This window comes from Streptomyces sp. NPDC048664 (assembly GCF_040650555.1).
Lineage (GTDB): Bacteria > Actinomycetota > Actinomycetes > Streptomycetales > Streptomycetaceae > Streptomyces.
In genome coordinates, this window is record NZ_JBEZHK010000001.1 from 125,941 (window position 1) to 149,739 (window position 23,799).

Annotated in this window: 15 protein-coding genes; 4 read left to right on the plus strand and 11 right to left on the minus strand. The window is 72.8% G+C overall.

The genetic code is table 11. The features are described 5' to 3' along the window. Positions 1 to 137: 137 nt before the first annotated feature. Positions 138 to 1,718, minus strand: coding sequence for a glutamine-hydrolyzing GMP synthase (gene guaA, locus AB0C59_RS00550; RefSeq protein ID WP_362999931.1), 1,581 nt, complete (start codon positions 1,716 to 1,718; stop codon positions 138 to 140). Positions 1,719 to 2,043: 325 nt separating this feature from the next. Here guaA and AB0C59_RS00555 point away from each other — a divergent pair, with 325 nt between their 5' ends. Then, a complete protein-coding gene (locus AB0C59_RS00555; protein WP_362999932.1) occupies positions 2,044 to 2,355 on the plus strand; it encodes a chorismate mutase in 312 nt (103 codons plus the stop codon). 290 nt (positions 2,356 to 2,645) lie between these two features. On the opposite strand, the gene AB0C59_RS00560 is transcribed toward AB0C59_RS00555, so the two are convergent. Both AB0C59_RS00560 and AB0C59_RS00565 read right to left on the minus strand, forming a co-directional pair. After that, positions 2,646 to 3,755: a hypothetical protein gene (locus AB0C59_RS00560; RefSeq protein ID WP_362999933.1), complete on the minus strand. Its 1,110-nt coding sequence runs from the start codon at positions 3,753 to 3,755 to the stop codon at positions 2,646 to 2,648. Positions 3,756 to 3,875: 120 nt separating this feature from the next. Continuing rightward, positions 3,876 to 4,283 (minus strand): hypothetical protein, encoded by a 408-nt coding sequence (locus AB0C59_RS00565; protein WP_362999934.1) that lies wholly within the window; start codon positions 4,281 to 4,283, stop codon positions 3,876 to 3,878. Between the two features lie 37 nt (positions 4,284 to 4,320). Here AB0C59_RS00565 and AB0C59_RS00570 point away from each other — a divergent pair, with 37 nt between their 5' ends. Beyond that, positions 4,321 to 4,950, plus strand: a complete 630-nt coding sequence (locus AB0C59_RS00570; protein WP_362999935.1) for an LPXTG cell wall anchor domain-containing protein — start codon at positions 4,321 to 4,323, stop codon at positions 4,948 to 4,950. Positions 4,951 to 5,048: 98 nt separating this feature from the next. Here AB0C59_RS00570 and AB0C59_RS00575 read toward each other — a convergent pair whose 3' ends face one another. From AB0C59_RS00575 to AB0C59_RS00600, 6 genes are all read right to left on the minus strand, one after another. After that, the gene (locus AB0C59_RS00575; RefSeq protein ID WP_362999936.1) at positions 5,049 to 6,857 is read right to left on the minus strand and encodes a GMC family oxidoreductase; all 1,809 of its coding nucleotides are present in this window, start codon (positions 6,855 to 6,857) and stop codon (positions 5,049 to 5,051) included. 69 nt (positions 6,858 to 6,926) lie between these two features. Further along, on the minus strand, positions 6,927 to 8,567 hold the full coding sequence (locus tag AB0C59_RS00580; RefSeq protein ID WP_362999937.1) for a succinic semialdehyde dehydrogenase: 1,641 nt from the start codon (positions 8,565 to 8,567) through the stop codon (positions 6,927 to 6,929). A 203-nt stretch (positions 8,568 to 8,770) separates the two neighbouring features. Beyond that, positions 8,771 to 10,435: a serine/threonine-protein kinase gene (locus AB0C59_RS00585; RefSeq protein ID WP_362999938.1), complete on the minus strand. Its 1,665-nt coding sequence runs from the start codon at positions 10,433 to 10,435 to the stop codon at positions 8,771 to 8,773. A 105-nt stretch (positions 10,436 to 10,540) separates the two neighbouring features. Further along, positions 10,541 to 12,142, minus strand: a complete 1,602-nt coding sequence (locus AB0C59_RS00590) for a serine/threonine-protein kinase (protein WP_363000143.1) — start codon at positions 12,140 to 12,142, stop codon at positions 10,541 to 10,543. Between the two features lie 231 nt (positions 12,143 to 12,373). Continuing rightward, positions 12,374 to 14,902: a protein kinase gene (locus AB0C59_RS00595; RefSeq protein WP_362999939.1), complete on the minus strand. Its 2,529-nt coding sequence runs from the start codon at positions 14,900 to 14,902 to the stop codon at positions 12,374 to 12,376. Between the two features lie 169 nt (positions 14,903 to 15,071). Next, a complete protein-coding gene (locus AB0C59_RS00600) occupies positions 15,072 to 17,282 on the minus strand; it encodes a serine/threonine-protein kinase (protein ID WP_362999940.1) in 2,211 nt (736 codons plus the stop codon). Between the two features lie 283 nt (positions 17,283 to 17,565). Between AB0C59_RS00600 and AB0C59_RS00605 the strand changes: the two genes are divergently transcribed. Next, positions 17,566 to 18,639, plus strand: coding sequence for a serine hydrolase domain-containing protein (locus AB0C59_RS00605; protein ID WP_362999941.1), 1,074 nt, complete (start codon positions 17,566 to 17,568; stop codon positions 18,637 to 18,639). A gap of 88 nt (positions 18,640 to 18,727) precedes the next feature. Here the strand turns inward: AB0C59_RS00605 and AB0C59_RS00610 are convergent, their stop codons facing one another. After that, entirely contained in the window at positions 18,728 to 20,434 is a 1,707-nt protein-coding gene (locus AB0C59_RS00610) for a glycerol-3-phosphate dehydrogenase/oxidase (RefSeq protein WP_362999942.1), read from the minus strand. A gap of 266 nt (positions 20,435 to 20,700) precedes the next feature. Between AB0C59_RS00610 and AB0C59_RS00615 the strand changes: the two genes are divergently transcribed. After that, positions 20,701 to 21,909 (plus strand): nucleotide sugar dehydrogenase, encoded by a 1,209-nt coding sequence (locus tag AB0C59_RS00615; protein WP_362999943.1) that lies wholly within the window; start codon positions 20,701 to 20,703, stop codon positions 21,907 to 21,909. Positions 21,910 to 22,626: 717 nt separating this feature from the next. Here the strand turns inward: AB0C59_RS00615 and AB0C59_RS00620 are convergent. Continuing rightward, complete coding sequence (locus AB0C59_RS00620; RefSeq protein ID WP_362999944.1) at positions 22,627 to 23,751, minus strand: GuaB3 family IMP dehydrogenase-related protein; 1,125 nt, start codon at positions 23,749 to 23,751, stop codon at positions 22,627 to 22,629. Positions 23,752 to 23,799: the final 48 nt, after the last annotated feature.

Below are 23,799 nucleotides of genomic sequence, written 5' to 3' on the forward strand. Positions count from 1 at the left end.
CTGTACGGAGCGGAAGTTACCGGCGGTGTGCGCAGGTGGCCAGAGGCGGTTGGTGAAGATTCGGACGCACTCCGCCCCCACTCAGCAAGAACCCCCGCGTCCCTGGTGGGGCGCGGGGGTCCGGGTGGAGGTGGGGGTCACTCCCACTCGATGGTGCCCGGGGGCTTCGACGTCACGTCGACCACCACGCGGTTGACGTCGCGCACCTCGTTCGTGATGCGGGTGGAGATCTTCGCCAGCACGTCGTACGGGAGCCTGGACCAGTCGGCCGTCATGGCGTCCTCGGAGGACACCGGGCGCAGCACGATCGGGTGGCCGTACGTGCGGCCGTCGCCCTGGACGCCCACGCTGCGGACGTCGGCCAGGAGGACCACCGGGCACTGCCAGATCTCCCGGTCGAGCCCGGCCGCCGTCAGCTCCTCACGGGCGATGGCGTCGGCGTCCCGCAGCAGGTCGAGGCGCTCCTTGGTGACCTCGCCGACGATGCGGATGCCGAGGCCCGGTCCCGGGAAGGGCTGGCGCTGGACGATCTCCTCCGGCAGGCCGAGCTCCTGGCCGACCATGCGGACCTCGTCCTTGAACAGCTGGCGGAGCGGCTCGACGAGCTGGAACTCCAGGTCCTCGGGGAGGCCGCCCACGTTGTGGTGGGACTTGATGTTGGCCGTGCCGGTGCCGCCGCCGGACTCCACCACGTCGGGGTAGAGGGTGCCCTGGACCAGGAACTCGACGGCGGGACCCGCGTCGGCGATGATCTCGGCCTGGGCCTGCTCGAAGACGCGGATGAACTCGCGCCCGATGATCTTCCGCTTCTCCTCGGGGTCCGAGACGCCCTTCAGCGCGGTGAGGAAGCGCTCCTCGGCGTCGACGACCTTCAGCTGGACGCCGGTGGCCGCGACGAAGTCCTTCTCGACCTGCTCGGTCTCACCCTTGCGCATCAGGCCGTGGTCGACGTAGACGCAGGTCAGCTGGGTACCGATGGCCTTCTGCACCAGGGCCGCGGCGACCGCGGAGTCCACGCCGCCCGACAGGCCGCAGATCGCCCGCTTGTCCCCGACCTGGGCGCGGATCGCCTCGACCTGCTCCTCGATGACGTTGCCCGTGGTCCAGGTGGGGGTCAGGCCCGCGCCGCGGTAGAGGAAGTGCTCCAGCACCTGCTGGCCGTGCGTGGAGTGCATGACCTCGGGGTGGTACTGGACGCCGTACAGCTTCTTCTCGTCGTTCTCGAAGGCGGCCACCGGGACGACGTCCGTGGACGCCGACACGATGAAGCCCTCGGGAGCCGCCGAGCAGGCGTCGCCGTGGGACATCCACACGGCCTGCTCGGCCGGGGTGCCCTCGAAGAGCGTGGAGGACGGCCGGGAGACGGCCAGAGCCGTGCGGCCGTACTCCCGCGCTCCGGTGTTGTCGACGGTGCCACCGAGGGCCTGGGCCATCAGCTGGAAGCCGTAGCACATGCCGAAGACGGGCACTCCGGCCTCGAAGAGGGCGCGGTCCACGGTGGGGGCGCCCTCCTCGTAGACCGACGAGGGGCCGCCGGAGAGGATGATCGCCGCCGGGTTCTTGGCGAGCATCTCCGCGACCGGCATGGTGCTCGGCACGATCTCGCTGTAGACCCGGGCCTCGCGGACGCGACGGGCGATGAGCTGGGCGTACTGCGCGCCGAAATCGACGACCAGGACGGTGTCGGGGGCGGCGGCAGCGGGGGTCGCTGATGACACGGGTTGCCTTCCGGCGGCTTGACAGGGGCTGTGCCTCCGATTCTAACGGGGCGAACGGGGCGGCTTCCCGTCCCACGATCCGGGCCGGCTTGGAGCCCGGGCGCGCCACGGGCATACTGGCTGCATGCATCTGCACGCGACCAGCGTCTTTACCTATGGCATCCGGCCCGCCGGCTGCCATGGTCGTGCTGCTTGAGCTACTGACAAGCGACTTCCCAGGCGCCCCGGGCCGTTTCGGTCCGGGGCGCCTGGCGTGTGCGGACCGTCATCGGGATCCGGGGCCCCACCGCGGCGACATCGCCGCCGACTCCGAGGAGCCCCCGCCATGACCGTCACCAGCGCAGCGACCGAGAACACGAGCGGCGCCGATCACACCGGCGCCCGCATCCCCGCGGCCGCCGGTGTGATCACCGGCGCCCGTGAACGCATCGACGCGCTCGACGACCGCATCATCGGCCTCGTCCAGGAACGCATGGCGGTCTCCGCCGTCATCCAGGAGGCACGCATCACCTCGGGCGGCCGGCGGGTGAACCTGTCCCGCGAGATGGAGATCCTCGCCCACTACCGGGACGCGCTCGGCAAGCCCGGCACGGCCCTCGCTATGACCCTGCTCGAACTGTGCCGGGGGCGCGTCTGACGACCGGCGCGCACCCACGTTCGTATGCCTTCTCACTCGTCCGGTGCGTGACCGGGGCCCCGCGGGCTTCGTTGGTACCGGTGTCCGTGTCAGCCAGGGGCGGGCCCGAAAGAACCACGCGTGGCTCCCCTGGAGCGATGATGCGCACGAGCACGGACCGTGCCCGTGCGCTGTGGGACCTCGCTCCAGGGATGTGACCGGACGGCAGGGGACAGCAGCCCGGTCACCGGAGAGCGGCCGGCCCCGGGGACGCCCGGGGCCGGCCGGCGCGTGTCACCACCGGCCCGGGACTAGGTCCTGGACACGGTGCCGCAGGTCGCGCTGTCCGTCCTGCTCAGATCCCTGCTGCTGTCGTACGGGTCCGACGTCGGCCCGGTCGCCGGGGTGCCGGACGGGTCCGCCGTCGGGAACCCCGGGTGCAGGAAGCCGTCGTGGACGCCGCAGGCCGTGTTGCCGTGATACGACTCGTAGCGGATGAGCTGGATCCGGCCCGGGGTGACCCGGACACGGGTCGGGTCGGCCACCTCGGTGTCGATGACCCGGCGAACGATCGTGCGGGCCACCTCCCCGGAATCGCCCCGGGTCAGCGCGTAGACGAAGGTGTAGTCGGCGTGGACCCGTACCGCGTGGTCGCCGGCGGAGACGGTGGTGCGCCCGCGCACCTTCACGGCGTCGCCGACGAGCCGCACCTCCTGGGGATCGAAGCGGGTGAACAGGAGCAGCGGGTCGTCCTTCTCGGTCGGCGCGTCGAGCGACCGGTTCAAGCCGGGGAGGAGCTTCGGCTGCTGCGGGTCCAGGACGCCCAGGGCCGCCGTGGGCCGCTTGCCCAGCAGGGTGGCGGGGTCGAGGTTGGCGTCGACGAGCAGGGTCCTCGTCTGCCGCAGGGCGGTGGCGACCTGGCTGCTCGTCATGGTGCCGACCGGCTCCGCCGTGGGCATCGCGATCGCGGACGCGCCCTCGGCCCAGCCCTGGGCGGGCGAGCCGGCGAACGGGTGCCGAAGGGTGGGCGTGTCCGCGGCGGCGGACGGGGGCGGCGCCGTGGGCCGAGCGGACTCGGCGGGCAGCGGCGCGGTGTCCGCGCCGGCCGCGGAGCCGGTGCCGAACGGGTCGCCGGGCAGCAGCGACGGCCTCATGGCGACCACGGCGACCGCGGCCGCGACGAGCACCCCGGCCACCGTCCACACCGTGCGCCGGGTGCGCCGGCCCGCGGTCGCCGCGGGGGCGCGCCAGGCGTCGGGACGTATGCCGAGCTCGTCCTGCCGGCGAAGCCGCTCGGTGACCATGCGCGCCCTCGCGGACGGCTCCTTGGGCGCCGAGGCCCGGATGTCGCGCTCGGAGTCCTGGGCGAACCGCTCCCACACGTCGTCGGGGAGGGGGGACTGCTCGGGATGATCAGACACGAAAGTCAGTTCTAACGGTGATGGTGAACATTCGTTCACAATTCCGTCATGAATGTGACCCACCCCACATAAGAACGGTGTGAAGACGCCACAACCATTCACAGCAACCGCGGGTCACACCTACCGAATCAACGGCCACACCCGCGCCCCACACGCGGAGGCCTCTCCAGCCTGTGCCGTGCTGTCGCGGCGCATCAGACTTCCCGAGGTCTTCATGAAGCTTCGCCGTGCCCTGGCCGCCGCGGCGGCGACGGCCGCCATCGCCCCGATCGGGCTGATATCGGCGCCGGCCGCGTTCGCCGGGGAAACGCCCACCTCGTCCCCGTCGGACAGCGTGTCGCCGAGCACGTCGGCGTCCGAGAGCACCAGCGCGTCGCCGTCGCAGTCCGCGTCGGACTCCGCGTCCCCGTCCGTGTCCGCCTCGACGTCCGCGTCGACCAGCACGTCCGCGGCCCCGTCGGCGTCCACGTCGACCTCGGTCCCGCCCTCGGCGCCCGCCACGCCCCCCTCGCCGTCCGACAGCAGCACGCCGGACGACTGCACCCGGCACAAGACGCAGCTCGGCGTGGCGCTCGTCGGGCTGCCCGGCAAGATCGCGGTCGGCAGCGGCTGGCACCCGTTCACGCTCCAGATCACCAACCCGTCGGCGGCGGACGCCAAGGACGTCATCTTCTACGCGGGCGTCGGCCCGACCGCGGGCGACCACGCGTTCAAGCCCAGCGAGGTCCGGCTTCAGGCGAAGGTCGGCGGCACCTGGTACGACGTCCAGGACGAGGGCTACTCCCTGGGCTACCTCGACCTCTCGGACATCGGCGCCGGCAAGACGGTCGGCTACCAGCTCCGTCTGAACGTGAGCGCGACGGCCCCCGTCGGCAAGGGTCTGACCATCGGCGGCGGCGTGCCCGTGGACGAGGACGCGAGCTGCGTGGAGGCGAACCAGACCGGCTACATCCTCCAGATCGTCAAGGCCGGTACGGACACCGGCGGCACCAAGCCCCAGGAGGGCGGCAGGGTTCCGGTTCCCACCACCGAGCCGAGCAGGTCCAACACCCAGGAGGTGACCGGCAGCCTCGCGTCGACCGGTTCCTCCTCCGCGCTTCCGACCATCGCCCTCATCGGCGGTGTCGCGGTCGTCGCCGGTGGCGGTGTGGTGTTCGCGCTGCGGCGCCGCAAGGCGGGCGCCCCGGCCGCGTAAGGCCCGGGGACCGGTGAAGAAGAAGGACCTGAGCTCGGAGGGGGGCACAGGTCCTTCTTCTTCGTCTCCTTCTTCTTCGCCCGCGTTCTTCGTCCGCGCTACTTCTTCGGTGGCACCGCGGGGATCCCGAGGAACGGCAGCCTGAGCGCGCCGAACGCCTCGGCCGGGACCGCGGGCGAGTGCGGCTCCACCGGCTTCAGGCGCTCGTACGCCGCCCCCTGGGCCGGGCGCGGGTCGGCCTCGCCCTTGTTGGGCCAGTACGACATCGCGCGCTCGGCCTGCGCGGTGATGGTCAGGGACGGGTTGACGCCGAGGTTCGCGGAGATCGCCGCGCCGTCCACGACGGAGATGCCCGGGTGGCCGTACAGCCGGTGGTACGGGTCGATCACCCCGTTCTCCCGGGAGGAACCGATCACGCAGCCGCCGAGGAAGTGCGCGGTCGCCGGAGTTCCCATCAGCTCACCGACGTTGGATCCGGCGAAGCCGTTGATCTCGGCTGCCAGGGCGTCGGCGCCCTCGGAAGCCGCCTTGAGCTGACGGGGGTTGGGCGAGCCGTGCCCCTGGCGGGCGTGCAGCAGGCCCTTGCCGACCCCGTCCGGCTTCAGGAACGTCGTCAGGGAGTTGTCCAGCGACTGCATCACCAGACCGATGATGGTGCGCTCCGACCAGCGGCGGTTGGAGAGCGAGCGCAGCAGCAGAAGGGGATGGCGGGCGGCGTTGCGGGCCCAGGCCCCGACCGGTGACGAGCCGCCGGCGTAGGGCGCCTGAAGGATCGACAGGCCGCCCATCGCGTTGGAGCCCTTGCCATAGCGGACCGGCTCGATATGGGTGTTCTCGTCCGGGTGGACCGAGGAGGTGATGGCGACTCCGCGCGTGAAGTCCACCCGCGCCCGACCGGTGGCCTTCCGATAGCGCCGGTCGCTCGTCTGCGCGCCCACCAGCCCCTCGGAGTTGGTGCGGGTCAGCTCGCCCAGGCGCGCCGAGACGTACGGCAGGTGCCCGCTCGACTTCATCCGGTGCAGCAGGCTCTGGGTGCCGTAGGTGCCGGCCGCGACGACGACCCGCCGCGCCTTGAAGGTCCGGCCCCGGCCCTTGCGGCGGTTGTCGGTGGGCAGGGTGGCGATCGCGAACCCGCCCTGCGAGTCCTCCGTCACGGACACGACGGTCGTCATGGGGTGCACGGCCGCGCCCGCCTTCTCGGCGAGGTAGAGGTAGTTCTCGTTCAGGGTGTTCTTCGCGCCGTGGCGGCAGCCGGTCATGCACTCGCCGCATTCGGTGCAGGCCTTGCGGTCCGGCCCGGCGCCCCCGAAGTAGGGGTCGGCGACCTGCTCCCCCGCCTTCGCCTTCGCGGTGCCGTCCGCGTCCTGGCCGTCGCCGAAGAAGACGCCGACCGGCGCCATGTGGAAGGTGTCGCCCACGCCCATCCGCTCGGCGGCGGCCTTCAGATGGACGTCGGAGGGCGTCATGGTCGGGTTGAGCCGGACCCCGAGCATGCGCCGCGCCTGGTCGTAGTACGGCTTCAGCTCCTCCCGCCAGTCGGTGATGTCCCGCCACTGCGGGTCCTCGAAGAACGGCTTCAGCGGCTCGTAGAGGGTGTTGGCGTAGTTGAGGGAGCCGCCGCCGACCCCGGCGCCCGCCAGGACCATCACCTTGCCCAGCAGATGGATGCGCTGGATGCCGTACATGCCGAGTCTGGGGGCCCAGAGGTAGTTCTTCAGGTCCCAGGAGTTCTTCGGGAGGGAGTCGCGGGTGAACCGGCGGCCGGCCTCCAGGACGCCCACCCGGTAGCCCTTCTCGGTCAGGCGCAGGGCGGAGACGGATCCGCCGAACCCCGATCCCACGACGATGACGTCGTAGTCGTATCCGTCGTCCTCGTCCCGGGCGTTGACCGGCTTCTCCTGTGACACGTGCTCTCCTCGTCGAGAACGGGTGGTAATCAGTGCTCCGGCGGCGGCGCGGGGCGATGCGCGGGGGCGCTACCGGAGGCGGAAGGCCTTCATGAGCCTCAGACTGCGGCTCATCAGCGCCGCGTACTTCTCGTCGTCCATGCCGAACGACGGCGCCATCGGCAGCAGCCGCTGGTGGGCGACGGTCTGGGCCTCGGTGTACTTGAGGATGCCCTCGGAGCCGTGGCGGCGGCCCAGGCCGGAGTCCTTCATGCCGCCCATCGGCGACTGGACACTGCCGTACGCGGGCCCGTAGCCCTCGTTGACGTTGACCGTGCCGGTGCGCAGCCGGGCGGCGATCGCGCGGGCGCGCCGGCCGTCCTTCGACCACACGGACGCGTTCAGGCCGTACGGCGTGGCGTTGGTGTGCTCGACCGCCTCGTCCTCCGTCCCGAACCGGTAGACGGACACGACCGGGCCGAACGTCTCCTCCGCGCACACCGACATGGGCGCCTCGACCCCGTCGAGGATCGTCGGCTCGAAGAAGTACGGGCCGATGTCGGGCCGGGCGACGCCGCCGGCCAGGACCTTGGCGCCCTTGGCGACCGCCTCCTCCACGTGCCGGGTCACGGTCTCGAGCTGTCGCTCGCCGACCAGGGATCCCATGTCCGCGCCGTACGCGAGGGACCGCCCGAGGCGCATCGCCTTGGTGCGGGCCACGAACCGCTCCAGGAAGGCGTCCGCGATCGACGCGTGGACGTACAGCCGTTCGATGGAGATGCACAGCTGGCCGGCGGAGGAGAAGCAGGCCCGGATCGCGCCCGCCGCGGCCTTCTCGATGTCGGCGTCCTCGAGCACCAGCATGGCGTTCTTGCCGCCGAGCTCCAGCGAGACCCCGACGAGCCGGGCGGCGGCGCCCTGGGCGACCTCGCGGCCGGTGCGGGTGGAGCCGGTGAAGGAGACGTAGTCGGCGTGCTTGACGATCTCGGGGCCGACGACCGGGCCGTCACCGATGACGACCTGGAAGACCTCGGCGGGCAGCCCGGCCTCGATCAGCAGGTCGCGCGCCCACAGCGCGGTCAGACACGTCTCCGTGTCGGGCTTCATCACCACCGCGTTGCCCGCGACGAACGCGGGGATCGCGTCGCCGACCGACAGTTCCAGGGGGTAGTTCCAGGGGGCGATCTGGCCGACGACACCGCGCGGGTGGCGCAGTTCGGTGACGTGCGTGAGGACCGGGATGGCACCGGTGTGGCGCTTGGTCCTGAGGTAGGCGGCCGCCCGGCGGCCGTAGTGCCGGGCGGCGATGGCGACGGCCAGCACCTCCTCGTGGGCGTGCAGCCGGGCCTTGCCCGTCTCCAGCTGGATCAGGTCGAGGATCTCGGACTGGCGGGCGAGCACCAGGTCGTGGAAACGCAGCAGGACGGCGGCGCGCTCCCGTACGGGCGTCGCGGCCCAGGCGGACTGGGCGGCGCGGGCCCGCGTGAACGCCCGCGCCACGTCCTCGGGGGTGGACTCGGGCAGGTCGGCCAGCTTCTCGCCGGTGAACGGCGTGTGGTTGGCGGTGCGGCCGGAGCCGACCACGCCCTTGGTGAGCTGGGCGACCAGCTCGGGCGTGACCACGTCGACGGCGCCGCGGACGCCGGCGGGGGCGGGCGCGAGGGGGTTGGTGCCGGCCGTGCCCGTACCGGTCTTCTCCGTGGCGTTGTCCAAAGCCTGCGAGTCCGTCATGACGCGCAGGGTATGCCGGGCCGACGCGTTTGGGTACCCGTCGGTAACGCGCTTTCACCGGGCATCCACACCGCGCCAGTGTTCGCTGGCAGGAAATGCGCTGATCAGGGCGTTGTCGGGTGTCGGCCAGGTGACGCCGACTTTTTCACGGGCTGGTGCGACGCCGGCTCGCCGCCGACCGCGTCGCCGGCTGCGGCGCCGGCTCAGGGCGGTGCGAAGGTGTCCAGGGCCACGTCGAAGTACTCCTTCGCCTGCCGTGTCCTGCCGACCGGCGCCGACACCCACACGTCGTACATCCGCCCGTTCTGCTCCCAGCACAGGTCGTAGGTGTGCCGCGGGCCCTCGGCCGCCGTGAAACCGTCCCAGGTGAACTCCCAGAGCGCGGCCTCGTGACCGTCGTGCGCGGTGCGGGTGACCCGGCCGTCGCGGTAGCCCGGATTGCTGGACGGCCCCTGCGCGTCCGAACGCCGCATCACCGCCGACGGGCCCCCCGCCGCGGGGTCCGTCGTCTTCACTCCCAGACGGAAGGTCCCGCCCGGCGACAGGTAGAAGATCCGAGCCCCCTGCGGGCTGCGGGTGAACCCCTCGGGCACCGCGAGCGAGAACCCGTCCGGGTCGTGGACCAGCCGGTACCCCGAGGGCGCCGTACGGGGCGCGGGGGAGACCGACGCGGACGCGGAGGCCGGTGAGGGCGACCGCGTCACCGTGACCGTGGGCGCCACCGGGGTCCCCGCGGCCGACGAGCCGGACGCGCCCCCGGTCACCGCCGCCCCGGGCGGCCCCGGACTCACCGGTGTGCCGCTCGCGCCCCCGCCGCCCCCCATCAGCAGCGCCGCCGCCGAGACGCCCGCGCCCGCCAGGGCCGCGACGAGCGTGGCGGCGACGAGCACCCCGCGCCGGGAGTACCCGGAGGGCCGCCCGGTGGCGGAGCGCGCCGGGGTCACCGCCTCGGGCGGGTGCGCCGGGGGCGGCGGCACGACGCGCCGGGGCACGTCCCGCTGCGTCGGCGGGTGCGGCAGGACGGCCCGCGGTGTGCGGCCCGTCTCCAGGAACTCCCGCAGCAGCCGCTCCGCCTGTGCCGCGTCCAGTCGCCGCCGCGGATCGCGTTCCAGCAATCCCCGCACGACGGGCAGGATCGGCTGCGCCTGGGCGGGCGGCCGGATGTCGTCGACGACCACGGCGTGCAGGATCCCGCCGAGCGAGTCCCGCCGGAACGGCGACTCGCCGCTCAGCACGGTGCACAGCAGCGCGCCCAGCGACCACAGGTCGGACTCGGGGCCCGTACGCTCCCCCGACATCCGCTCGGGCGCGGTGTACTCGGGCGAACCGACGAAGGAGCCGGTCTCGGTGAGTGTGGTGGCCCCCGCGACCTGCGCGATGCCGAAGTCGGTGAGGACGGCCCGGTCGGTGCCGGCCTCCAGCAGGACGTTCGCCGGCTTGAGATCGCGGTGCAGGACGCCCGCCTCGTGCGCCCGGCGCAGCGCGCCCAGCAGCGCGATGCCGATGCGGGCGGCCTCCCGGGCGTCCACGGGGCCCCGGGTGTCGAGGCGTTCGGCGAGCGAACCGCCGTCGAGCAGCTCCATCACGATGTACGGGCGTCCGTCGTGCTCCACGACGTCATGGACGACGATGATGTGCGGGTGTCTCAGCTGCGCCACCGCGCGCGCCTCGCGCAGGGTGCGGTCGCGCTGGAGCCGGATCTCCTCGGCGGAGCGCGAGGTGTCCAGGGAGAGTTCCTTGACCGCCACCTGACGGCCCAGCAGCCGGTCGTAGGCCCGCCAGACGACGCCCATGCCGCCCCGGCCGATCCGCTCCTCCAACTGGTAGCGGCCCGCGATCACACGGACGTTCTCCCCCTCGGTCCCCATGCGCCCCATCATGCCGCACCCGGCCCGAACCCTCCGGGACACCGTCGCGATGGTGGCCGACAAGCGACGCAAGGGGGCGCGCGGACGAGGTGTCCGTACGCGCCGTCAGCCCGACGGCTGGCGCCACGCCCGGAGGATCGTGTCGAACTGCTTCTGCGTCGTGTCCCAGTCGGCCTCGGGGCCGGAGATGTTGATCGCGTACTCGACGCCGTCGCGCGAGTAGTACGTCTCCTCCACCGCGTGCCGCGGTCCGGGGAACGGGGTGTCCTTGGCCTGCGCCGTCCAGGCGTACTCCCACAGGGAGCCCGAGCAGTCGCGGTAGATGTTCCGCTTCAGCGTCACCCGCTTGTAGTCGACCAGCCGGTGGAGCTGCTGGTCCAGGTCGAGCTGGTGCTGGTTCGCGTCGTCGAAGTCCGGGGAGCTGTCGATGGAGATGCGGATGAAGTGCTTTCCGCCGTCGGGCGAGTAGTCGGTCTGGTTGGCGTCGAACTTCCGCCGCTTCCACTGCTCGCTGGGCAGCGCCAGGGTGAAGCCCGCCGGGTCCTTCTTGTGCACCCAGCCCGGCGGGAGCGAGCTCGCGGGCTGCTGCCCCCCGGGCTCGGCGGTGCCCGACCGGGACGGCGTCGGCTCGCCGCCCGTGTGGCCGCCCAGTTGGTTCACCGCGAGGGCGCCGCCCGCGCCGATGACCGCGGCCACCGCGAGGACGAGCGCGACCGTGCGCCCGCGCCCTGCCCCGCGTCCCGGGGACGCGGCCGGCGGAGCGGGCTGCTGCGCGGTTCCGGCCGGTGTCCTCGCGTCACGCGCCTGCCTGCGGCGCACATGCGTGGTCGTGCCCTCCGTGCCGTTCAGGTCCGTGTGCCGGGTCGGCACGTACTCCTGCGCGGCCGCCGGGCGCCGCCCCTCGGCTGCCTCGGCCAGCATCTGCTCCAGCAGCGGCCCGTCGGGCCGGTGCGCCGGGTCCTTGGCCAGCAGGGCCGTGATGACCGGCTCCAGCACGCCCGCGTACTGCGCGGGGGACGGCTCCTCGTCCACGACGGCCTGCATCGTGGTCAGCGGCGAGGTGCGTCTGAACGGCGACCGGCCCTCCACCGCCGTGTACAGGGTGGCGCCCAGCGCCCACAGGTCGGAGGACGGGCCCGGGTCGTGGCCGCGGACGCGCTCGGGCGCGAGGTAGTCGACCGAGCCGACGATCTCTCCCGTACGCGTGATCGTAGAGTCGCCCTCGACCTGGGCGATCCCGAAGTCGGTGATCAGGACGCGGCCGTCGGAGGCGAGCAGGACGTTGCCCGGCTTCACGTCGCGGTGCAGCACCCCCGCGGCGTGCGCGGCGCACAGCGCCCGCAGCACCCACAGCCCGATCCGCGCGGCCTCCGCGGGAGCGATGCGGCCCTGTTCCTTGACCGCGTCGGCCAGCGAGCCGCCCTCCACCAGCTCCATGACGATCCACGGGCGGCTGTCGTGTTCCAGGACGTCATGGACGGTGACGACGGCCGAGTGGTTGATGCGCGCGGCGGCTCGTGCCTCGGCGTGGGTACGGGCCAGCAGAACCGCGCGGTCACTGTCCGTCACGTACAGAGCGGCCGTCAGTTCCTTGATGGCGACCGTCCGGGACAGCACCTCGTCCTGGGCGCGCCACACCCTGCCCATGCCCCCGCTGCCGATGGTGTCGACGAGGCGGTAGCGGCCCGCGAGGAGCAGGCCCTGCATCTGATTCACGTTTCCCCGCAATGCTCTTGACGAGGTCAGACTAGAGAGCGGCCCCCGCACAGGGAACGGGCGGGGCCGAGCGTTGACCGCACTGTGACGGTTATCGCCTCCCCGTACAGGTCGCAACCACCGCACATGCAGGCCAATCGGACCCGCTTCCGCCTACGGTGCGTGCAGACCACGCGAGATGACGCGGAGTCGGTCGAACTAGTGCCGCGTGGCCGCGCGGTGTCAACCCGTCACCTGGTAGCTCTGCTGCGCCTGCTCGTACAGCCGTGTCACCTCGTCACGTTCGGCTTCCGGGCCGCGCACCTGGACCACGTGGTAGTGGCCGGCGACGACGAGGGCGAGGTTGCGCACGAACAGGGCGCGCCCGCTGCCGTCGGTCCAGGTGAACTGGCCCTCCGCCATGGTCAGTCCGCCGACGTCGGTGCGACGCATCCCGCTGGAGGTGGCCCAGGTCGAGTCGCGGAACGGCTGGAGTTCGGGCTCCGACTCCCGCTGGTAGGTGAGCGGATCGGCGCCGTAGCGGCTGGTGGCGTCCCGTCCCGGCACGACGATCAGCTCGAAGTCACCCTGGGAGTAGGTCACCTGGCCCTGACCGTTCCTGGGCGTCCGGCTCCAGCCGTCGGCCACGGCGACACGGAAGCCCTCGGGGTCGGAGCGCAGGGTGAAGCCCTCGGCGAGCGGCGCGCCGCTGGTCTGCGTCTGGGTGGAACCGGCGGGCGAGGAAGGGTTCTTGGTGCCGGTCGCGCCGGGTGGCCGGGCGCCGCCCGGGTCCGCGTCCGAACCGGTCCGACGCGGGGCGGGTGCGCTCCGCGCCGTGGTGCCCGTCCCCTCTCCCCCGGCGCCCGCGCCGTCGCCGCCGTCTCGGGGTGCGGCCTTCGGCATGAAGGCCAGCGCGTACGCGATCGCCGCGGCCAGCGCGAGCAGGATCAGCAGGACCAAGGTGCGGCCCAGCCTGCCGGGCCGGCGGGGGCGTTGGTCCTTGGCCCTTCGGTGGCGGGCGTGCGCGGTCGCGGGCAGCCCGGCGCGGCGCCGGCGGACCAGCTCGCCACGGCGCCGCACGATCGGCAGCCGCGCGGAGTCGACCGGAGGCGCCACGACGACGTGGGCGCCCGCCTCGGGTTCGGGCGCGGAGCGGATGAGGGAGCGCAGCCATCCGCTCAGTTCCTCGACGTCGGGCCGTTCGGTCGGGTCCTGACGCAGCAGCGACTCCACGACCGGGCGCAGCGGCCCGCATTCCTCGGCGTAGGCGGGGGGTTCGGCGCAGACGAGCTGCACGAGCTCGGCGGAGCCGTCCTCCGGGTAGGGGGCGTGCCCCTGCACGGCACGGAACAGCAGCGCGCCCAGGGCCCACAGGTCGGTCGCCGGGCCGATGGGTGCCGCCAGCTGCCAGTTCTCGTGCACGGGGCCGGCCTGCTCGGGCGCCCACCGCTCGGTGACGGGCCCGACGACGGCCATCCGCGCCTGCCGGGCCCGCTCGGCGGCGAGGGCGGTGGCGGGCCCGCGACGGCTCCAGGGGGCGGCGGGGGTGCCGCCGGGCTGGGCGGCGACACGGCCGCGGCCGGCGCCGGTCCCGCTGCCGGGGTCCTGCCCGGTGGGGAGCTCGCGGTTCCGGCCGTGGCCGGGGTCCCGGTCGGGGCGGGAGTCGCGGTCGTGGCGGGAGTCGGGATCGGCGGGGGCCGCCGGGCGCGGAACGCCTCCGTGCGAAGGCGCCGTCCGCCCCGTGTCGTAGGGGTCGGCGATCTGCCCGGGTACGGCCGCCCCGGGACGGCCTGCCCCCGGCTGCCCCGGCAGGGCGCCTTCGCCGGAGCCGGCCGTCCTGGGGGCGGGCAGCGCGGGCGGCCCGCCGCCCTGTTCGTCCCAGCCCCGGGCCGCGGCCCGTGCGCCCGCCCGGTACGCCGCGATGGCTCCGGCGCGTGCCGCCCGCACGTCCGAGGTGGACTCCGGCGCCCGCGAGCCGGCGACGGGCCCACCACCGCCGGCCGTACCGCCACCGGCCGGGGGCGTGCCGGTCGCCCGCGCCTCGATCGCGGCCCGCCGCGCGGACTCCGGGTCGATCGGCCGTGGGGCGTGCTCCGGCTGCTCCACCCTGGCCTGCGGCTCCGTCCGGTCCCCCCGGCCCTCGTGCTCGGCCTCACCCACGGGAACGGGGTCGTATCCGCACAGCGCCTCCTCCGCCGCGCCGGCTGCCAGGCCGGTCAGCACCACCCGGCCGTCGGCGCAGACGAGCACGGTGCGCGGGGTGATGTTGCGGTGCACCCAGCCATGGGCGTGCAGCACACGCAGCGCCATAAGAACGTCGGAGGCGATCTCGGCGGCGCGGTAGGGCGCCAGCGGCCGGTGGGCGAGCAGCGACGCCAGCGGCCGGGCGGCCACCAGCTCGCTCACCACCCACAGGGAACCACCCTCGGCGAACACGTCGAAGACCTGGTCGAGCCGAGGGTGGTCGGGTATCCGCGCGGCGGCCTGCGCGGCCTCGATCGCGCGCCGCACGGTCGGATCGGCGGACGCCCGCGTGGCCGCACGGGCCGAAGCGCCGCGGAAGCCGCCGCCCTTGGCGACATAGCCCTCGGGCAAGCCGTCGGCGTCGAGCACCTCCGCCTCGACCACCTCGGGCAACGGCACCTGCCGGATGAGGACTTCCTGGCCGCTGTACGTGTCGAAGGCCCGGGTCTCGGCCGGTTCGTGGGCGTCGGCCGGCGGCAGGGGCAGGCGGTAGCGGTCCGCGAGCACCCGTCCCGCGTAGTCGTCCACGATGCCTCCCCCGGCCGCACGGTTGGTCAATTCCGTTCGTCCAGCGCCCCGTTCCGGCTCCGGGCGCCCCGCGGTCCTTCACGATACGTGGCCGAGGCAACCCGCAACCCGGAAGTGCCGTATCTCCGCGCGCCCCGACCGCCGGTGCTCTGGGCCGGGGCGCGATACGTCACGGCTTCGGCCGGAAGGTCCCGGTCAGCGCCTTCCAGGTGCTCTGCCGCAGCGCGCCGTCCCAGTCGGACGCCTTCGCCGTGTACATCAGTCCGTAGCCCTGATGGGGGTTGACGACGAATCCGCGGTCGATCACGTGGTACTCGGTTCCCCCGTCGGTGTAGGAGAACTCCCAGTCCGCCGTGTTCCAGTCGTTGTACGTCGCCTTGCCGATGTGGATCCGGTGGTAGTTGGGGCGCACCATGCTGTGCTCCTGGTTCTCCCAGTCCGCCACCGGGTCGTCCTTGGGTGTGGACGTCCAGCCGATGAGCAGCCGCTGGTCGCCGGGGCCGGTGAAACGGTCGCCGTTCTCGTCCGAGGACTTGAACTTCCAGCCCGCCGGCAGCCCGATCGAGTACCCCTGGTCGCCGTGGTACGTCGTCACCGCCACCTCGCCGCCCGAGGCGCCGGGCGACGCGCCGCCGGCGTTCGAGCCCGTGCCGGTGCCGGGGGTGCCGTTCGCGTTGCCCTGCCCGTCGGAGCCGTTTCCGGCGGTGCCGCTCGTGCTGCCGGTGTCGGTGTGCGAGCCGCTCTGTCCGCCCTTGCCGTCCTTGTCGCCCTGGCCGTCCTTCCCGGTGGACGCGGCCGAGGACGCGGCGGGGTTCGCCGAGCCCCCCTTGCCGTCGCGCGCGTCGTCGCCGCCGGCGCCGGGCAGCGTGAGCGCGAGCACCGTGCCGAGCACGGCGAGCGCCACGACGACTGCGATGATCACCAGCGTGCGCTTGGGCACCACGTCGGTGAGCGGTGCCCTCGGCGGCACGGCCGGCCGCGGCGGCCGGTCCGGATCCGGGACGACGGGCCAGCCCGAACGCGGCTTGCCCGTGCCGGAGTCCGACCCGGTGGCCGCGCTCTTGTCCCGGGCGCCGCCCGCCTCGCCCGCCGCACCGGTGACGATGGCGGCCGGTGCCGCGGCCGCCTTCCCGCCGCCGGACGCCGCGCCCTTGGCGTCGGTGCCCTTGGCCTTCGTCCCCTTGGCGCTCGTCGCCTTGGCCGTCGTTCCCCCGGAGCCCGCCTTCTCGGCGGACTCGGTCCCGGACGCCTGCGCGGAGCCCGTGCTCCCGGGCTCCTGCCCGGCGGCGGGGCCGGACGTCTTCGACCGTGCGGAGGCCGCCGCGGCGGCCGTGGCCGCGCCCGCCGACGCCGCGGCCTTGCGCACGGAGCGCAGCGCCCCGCGCAGCCGCTCGCCGGCCTCCTCGCCCCGCTTGGCCGCCCCGGTGTCCGAGGGCTCCTTGCCGGACGCCTTGCCCGAGGGCTTGTCGGGCGCCGGCGGCAGCTCCACGACCCGGGTCGCGTCGGCCGGCACCTCCTCCTCGGGGTCAGGGGCGTGGAGGACCTCGTTCAGCATCGCCCGCGCGCTGCGGTCCTCCAGCCGCTGCTCGGGATCCTTGGCGAGCAGCCCGTAGATGACGTCCTTCAGCGGGCCCGCGTTCTTGGGCTCCTCCACCGGCTCGGTCATCACCGCGGTCAGCGTGGCGATCGCCGATCCCTTGTCGTAGGGGGGCACGCCCTCGACCGCCGCGTACAGCAGTCCGCCGAGCGACCACAGGTCCGCGGCCGGGCCGGGCTTGTGGCCACGGGCCCGCTCGGGTGCGATGTAGGAGGGGGCGCCGACGAGCATCCCGGTGGAGGTGATCGAGGGGTCGCCCTCGACCTGGGCGATGCCGAAGTCGGTGAGCACGACCCGGCCGTCCTCGGCGATCAGCACGTTGGAGGGCTTCACGTCACGGTGCAGGATGCCCTCGCGATGCGCGGCGCGCAGCACGTCGAGCACCGCGATGCCCACCTCGGCGGCCCGTTTCGGGGTCAGCAGGCCGTCCTCGCGGATGGCCTCGGCGAGCGACTTGCCCTCGACCAGCTCCATCACGATCCAGGGCCGGTCGTCCTCGTGCACCACGTCGAAGACGGTCACCGCGCCGTTGTTCCGGATCCGGGCGATGGCCTTGGCCTCGCGCAGGGTCCGTGTGATGAGCCTGCGCTTCTCGTCCTCGTCGATGCTCGACGGGAACCGCAGTTCCTTCACGGCGACCGTGCGTCCGAGGGTCTCGTCCTTGGCCCGCCACACCGTGCCCATGCCCCCGCGGCCGAGTACGTCCCCCAGCCGGTACCGCCCGGCGAGGAGACGCTCACTCTTGTCCTGACGGGATGTCCCCGCCCGCTCCGCCTCCGACATGCGTCCCCTCATGCAACCCGCCCTGACAGAGCCTTCATTGTCCCTCACGCACGGACCGCCCGGCGCCCAGGGGGCCCTGTTGCTCCGGCTCGTCGCGCGTCCGGGACTTATGGGACGTTCGGGCGGGGCGAACACCCGGGTGCCGGAGTCCGGGCGCGCGCCGCGGGAGGCCCGCGCGTGGCCCTGGCGCCGCCGCGGCGCCAGGGGGAGCCGGAGGTGGGCATGGCGGACCGCACGCCGTAAGGTCGTCCTCCATGATGGGCCCCGAAGAGGAGGGAACCCGATGCCGCTGCGCCGGACACCCCGGACGCGGACTCTTTTGGCCGTAACGGTGTGCCTGGTCCTCGGACTCGCCCCGGCCGGCTCCGGGGCGCCGACGGCTCCGGCCGCCTCGCCGGTCCCGGCGACGGACGCGGTGCTCCGGCGGCTCGTCTCCGAGGGCGGGGCTCCCGCCGCCGCGCTGCTGACCCGCAGCGGTAAAGGCCGGCACTTCGCGCAGGCGGGTCACGGCATCTCCCGCTTCGACCACTTCCGCGCAGGCAGCGTCACCAAGACCTTCATCGCGACGGTGGTGCTGCAGCTGGCCGCCGAGCACCGACTGTCCCTGTCGGACACGGTGGAGGAGCATCTGCCGGGGCTGGTGCGCGGCGCGGGCAACGACGGCCGCCTGCTGACCCTGCGCCAGCTGCTCACCCAGACCAGCGGCCTGGCCGACTTCACCGCCGCCACCGGTGGCCGCATCCCCCTGACCCCGCTTCAGGCCGTACGCATCGCGCTCACCCGCCCTCCTGCGGCCCGGGGCCGCTTCTCGTACTCCAACACCAACTACGTCGTCCTCGGCATGGTCATCCGGCAGGTGACCGGTCGCTCCTACGCCGCCGAGGCCGAGCGCCGCATCATCGCTCCCCTCCGTCTGACCAGCACCTCCTTCCCTGGCGCACGCACCACGCTGCCCGCACCGCACGGCCGCGCCTTTGCCGCCGACGGCTCCGACGTCACCGACATCGACCCGCGCGTGGCCGGCGCCGCGGGCGAGCTGGTGACGACGCTCGCCGACCTGGACCGCTTCTACGCGGCCCTGCTGGGCGGTCGGCTGCTGCCGTCGCGCCAGCTGCGCGAGATGCGCGACACCCGGGCCGCACAAGGCGTGTACGGCATGGGCCTTTATCCGGTGAGGCTTCCGTGCGGCACGACGGTGTGGGGACACAACGGGCGCATCCTCGGCAGCTTCGTGCGCACCGCGGCCACCGCCGACGGCCGTCATGTCCTCACCTTCCGTGTGAACACGGACGGGTTCACGAACTCCGGACTGGAGCGGGCCCTGCTCACCGCCGAGTTCTGCCCCCGCACCTCGTAGAACGAGCCGGTTCCGCACAAGGATCCCGAGACAGAGCACCCGTTCGAGTGAAGCACGGTCGGCCGGCTCGGCCCGGACCACAGCGGCACTACAGCGGCACGATGTCCGGTGCGCCCAGTCGCGCCGCGTCCGCCGTCAGGTCGTCGGGCTGACGCTGCGACTCCCGCTCCGCCTCCACCCGCTTCTCGTAGTGCTCGACCTCGCGTGCGATCTGGTCCACGTCCCACCCGAGCACCGGCGCCATCAGCTCGGCCGCCTCCCGCGCGCTGCGCGTGCCGCGGTCGAAGGTCTCGATGGAGATGCGGGTCCGCCGGGTCAGCACGTCGTCCAGGTGGCGCGCCCCCTCGTGCGAGGCCGCGTACACCACCTCGGCGCGCAGGTAGTCGTCGGCCGCGTGGAGCGGTTCACCGAGGGACGGGTCGGCCTCGATCAGGTCGAGCACCTCCTCCGCCATCGCTCCGTAGCGGTTGAGCAGGTGTTCCACGCGCACCACGTGCAGTCCCGTGCGCGCGGCTATGCGTGCCCGGGCGTTCCACAGCGCCCGGTAGCCCTCGGCGCCCAGCAGCGGTACGTCCTCGGTGACGCACTCGGCGATCCGCCGGTCCAGGCCGCGCACCGCCTCGTCCACGGCGTCCTTGGCCATCACCCGGTAGGTGGTGTACTTGCCGCCCGCCACCACCACGAGCCCGGGCGCCGGATGGGCGACGGTGTGCTCCCGGGACAGCTTGCTGGTGGCGTCGGACTCCCCGGCGAGCAGTGGGCGCAGTCCCGCGTAGACCCCCTCCACGTCGTCACGGGTGAGGGGGACGGCGAGGACCGAGTTCACATGCTCCAGCAGGTAGTCGATGTCCGCGCTGGAGGCCGCCGGATGGGCCTTGTCGAGGTTCCAGTCGGTGTCGGTGGTGCCGATGATCCAGTGCCGCCCCCAGGGGATGACGAACAGCACGGACTTCTCGGTCCGCAGGATCAGCCCGGTCAAGGAGCTGACCCGGTCCTTGGGCACGACCAGGTGGATGCCCTTGGACGCCCTCACGTGGAACTGGCCGCGCTCGCCGACCATCGCCTGGGTGTCGTCGGTCCACACACCCGTCGCGTTGACGATCTGCTGGGCGCGGATCCGGTACTCCCCGCCACCCTCCACGTCCTGCACGGTGGCGCCGACGACCCGCTCACCCTCCCTCAGGAAGCCCGTCACCCGGGCGCGGTTGGCCACCTTCGCGCCGTACCACGCGGCCGTGCGCACCAGGGTGGCGACAAAGCGGGCGTCGTCCATCTGGGCGTCGTAGTACTGCAACGCCCCGACCAGCGCGTCCTTCTTCAGACAGGGCGCGACACGCAGGGCGTGACGGCGACTCAGGTGGCGGTGCACCGGCAGTCCCCGGCCGTGTCCGCGGGCCATCGACATCGCGTCGTACAGCGCGACGCCCGAACCCGCGTACCACCGCTCCCAGCCCTTGTGCCGCAGCGGATACAGGAAGGGGACCGGCTTCACCAGATGGGGCGCCAGCCGCTCCAGCAGGAGCCCGCGCTCCTTCAGCGCCTCCCGCACGAGCGCGAAGTCGAGCATCTCCAGGTAGCGCAGGCCGCCGTGGATCAGCTTGCTGGACCGGCTGGAGGTGCCCGAGGCCCAGTCACGGGCCTCGACCAGGCCCGTGGACAGCCCGCGCGTGGCCGCGTCGAGGGCGGTGCCGGCGCCGACCACGCCCGCGCCCACCACCAGCACGTCCAGTTCCTGCTCGGCCATCGCCTCCAGTGCCTCGGCGCGCTGCGCCGGACCCAGTGTCCCTGTCCTCACCGCTGCCTCCCGCTCGCTAGCAGTCGCGTCGGCCGCACCTGTCCGGCGAAGCCCGGATCACGTCCCCATGCCCAAAGTCTGACCTTGATGACCGGCTTCGGCCACCACGCGCTCACGGCCTGTGGACAACACACAAGGAAACACGCCGAGTCAATCCCGCAAATCGGTCATATTTACTCCTAGTCTGACATTGCACTCGCTCATTCTGTCCACAGAGCTTGCGCACCTGTACCGCTTCGGCTACTGGGAAGGACGGCCCACCCCCCATGCCAGCAGATCTCGCCGTCATCGGACTCGGTCATCTAGGGCTGCCCCTGGCCCAGGCCGCCGTCGCCGCCGGCATCCCCACGCTCGGATACCGGACGGGCCCCGAGGCCGGTTCCCTCACCGCCGCCGAACTGCGCCGGATGCTCTCCCGCGGCTTCCGCCCGACCGCCAACGCCGCCGAGCTCGGCCGGGTCCGCACCGCCGTCATCTGCGCACCCGTCCAGCGCGGCGCCGACGGCAGACTCGACCTCGGCCAGGTGGGCGCGGCCGCCCGCACCCTGGCCGAACGGCTGCGCCCGCACACCACCGTCATCCTGGAGTCACCGGTACCCCCCGGCACCACCGAGCAGTTCCTGCGGCCCCTGCTGGAAGAGGAATCCGGGCTGCGGGCGGGGCGCGACTTCCACCTCGCCTACTCGCCGAGCCGCGTCGACCCCGGCAACCGGGACTTCGGCGCCGCCAACACCCCGAAGGTCATCGGAGGCCTCACCCCCGCCTGCACCGAGTCCGCCGCCACCTTCTACGGGCGCCTGACCGACAAGGTGGTCAGGGCCCGCGGGCCGCGCGAGGCGGAGACCGTGCAGGTCCTGGAGACGAACTACCGCCAGGTCAACATCGCCCTCGTCAACGAGATGGCGGTGCTCTGCAACGACCTGGGCGTCGACCTGTGGGACGTCATCCGCTGTGCGGAGACCAAGCCCTTCGGCTTCCAGGCCTTCCGCCCCGGCCCCGGCGTCGGCGGCCACGCGGTACCCCAGGACCTGGCGGGTCTGACCGGCCGCTGTCTGCGGATGGTCGAACTGGCGGAGCAGGTCAACCAGCACATGCCCCAGTACGTGACGCAGCGCGCGGCCACCCTGCTGAACGAGTACGGCAAGTCGGCTCGCGGCGCCCGCGTGCTGCTGCTCGGGGTGACGTACAGACCCGACCTCGCGGACCAGCAGGGTTCCCCCGCCGACGAGATCGCCGTGCGGCTGATGCAACTCGGCGCCTCCGTCAGCTACCACGACCCGCACGTCCCCGCCTGGAGCGTCCTCGACCGCCCGATCCCGCGCGCCGACTCCCTCTACGAGGCGGCGGCGGGCGCCGACCTGACGATCCTGCTCCAGCAGCACCGCGTGTACGACCTGCAGGGCCTGTCGGTGAAGGCGCAGCTGCTGTTCGACACCCGGGGCGCTACTCCTACGGGGGCGGCGCATCGGTTGTGAGGGAGGCGCACAGGCGCGCGGAAGCCGCTGGAACAGGACGAATCGGGTACCGTACAAAAAGGTGGAGCCCACCGCAGGGGGCATACTGCGGCAGGCTCCGAGCCGGTGAACGGAGTGTCCACCCCTATTGTCTGTAGGGGTAGCCGCTCACCAACTGAAGATCCGCAAGATCCACCCCCCACGGCACCCGACCGCCCCACGGCGAATCCGGTACCGTACAAAAAGGTGGAGCCCACCGCAGTGGCTGCTGCGGCAGGCTCCGAGCCGGTGAACGGAGTGCCCACCCCTAGTTGTTGTAGGGGTGGCCGCTCACCAACCGAAAATCCGCAAGATCCACCTCCTCCGGCACTGCACCATCCGCAGACGGAACAGGTCCCAGCGAGTTGGTTTGCGGTGACGGCCCACGGGCGCGCCCCCTTCCATGACGCCGCCCAGTCAGCCCGGTGGACGGTCCATTGGAGTTCGGGCCGGGCCCCGAGGGCCGGGGTCCGGAACGCTCTCCGCAGAAGGGGGCGGCCCCGGACAACTGGGTCGCCGATCACGGACACTATCGGCTCGATCCGCCCGTTCCTCACCCTTTCGCCCCGAACGCAACCGTGCGCCCCTCCCCCGCAAGACGCGCCCCCACCAGGGCACTTACGCACACGAAAGGGCCCGGCCACCCTTTCGGGTGGCCGGGCCCCTCGGTGCCTCGCTCAGTGCGAGCGGAGCGTCACCTCACCGCTTGTGCTGCGAGTCCGCCACCGTCACCTCGACGCGCTGGAATTCCTTCAGCTCGCTGTATCCGGTGGTGGCCATGGCGCGGCGCAGGGCGCCGAAGAAGTTCATCGAACCGTCGGGGGTGTGCGACGGGCCCGTGAGGACCTCCTCGAGGGTGCCGACCGTGCCGAGGTCGACCTTCTTGCCGCGCGGAAGCTCCTCGTTGACCGCTTCCATGCCCCAGTGGTTGCCCTTGCCGGGCGCGTCCGTGGCGCGGGCCAGCGGGGATCCCATCATCACGGAGTCGGCACCGCACGCGATGGCCTTCGGCAGGTCGCCGGACCAGCCGACGCCACCGTCCGCGATCACGTGCACATAGCGGCCGCCGGACTCGTCCATGTAGTCCCGGCGGGCCGCGGCGACGTCCGCCACGGCGGTGGCCATCGGGACCTGGATGCCGAGCACGTTGCGCGTGGTGTGCGCGGCGCCGCCGCCGAAGCCGACCAGCACGCCGGCCGCACCCGTGCGCATGAGGTGCAGCGCCGCGGTGTAGGTGGCGCAGCCGCCGACGATCACCGGCACGTCGAGCTCGTAGATGAACTGCTTCAGGTTCAGCGGCTCGTGCGAGTGGGAGACGTGCTCCGCCGACACCGTGGTGCCCCGGATGACGAAGATGTCCACGCCCGCGTCCACCACGGCCTTGGAGAACTGGGCCGTGCGCTGCGGGGAGAGCGCGGCGGCGGTCACGACGCCCGAGTCGCGCACCTCCTTGATGCGCTGCCCGATCAGCTCCTCCTTGATGGGAGCCGCGTAGATCTCCTGGAGGCGGCGGGTGGCGACCTCGTCGGGCAGCGAGACGATCTCGTCCAGGAGCGGCTGCGGGTCCTCGTGCCGCGTCCACAGGCCCTCGAGGTTGAGGACGCCGAGGCCGCCCAGCTCACCGATGCGGATGGCGGTGGCCGGGGAGACGACCGAGTCCATGGGTGCGGCCAGGAAGGGCAGCTCGAAGCGGTAGGCGTCGATCTGCCAGGCGATCGAGACCTCCTTCGGGTCCCGCGTACGGCGGCTGGGGACGACGGCGATGTCGTCGAAGGCGTACGCCCGGCGGCCGCGCTTGCCGCGCCCGATCTCGATCTCAGTCACGTCTGTGGCCTTTCCCTCTGCGTTTCAGCGCTTTCCAGTATCGCCGAC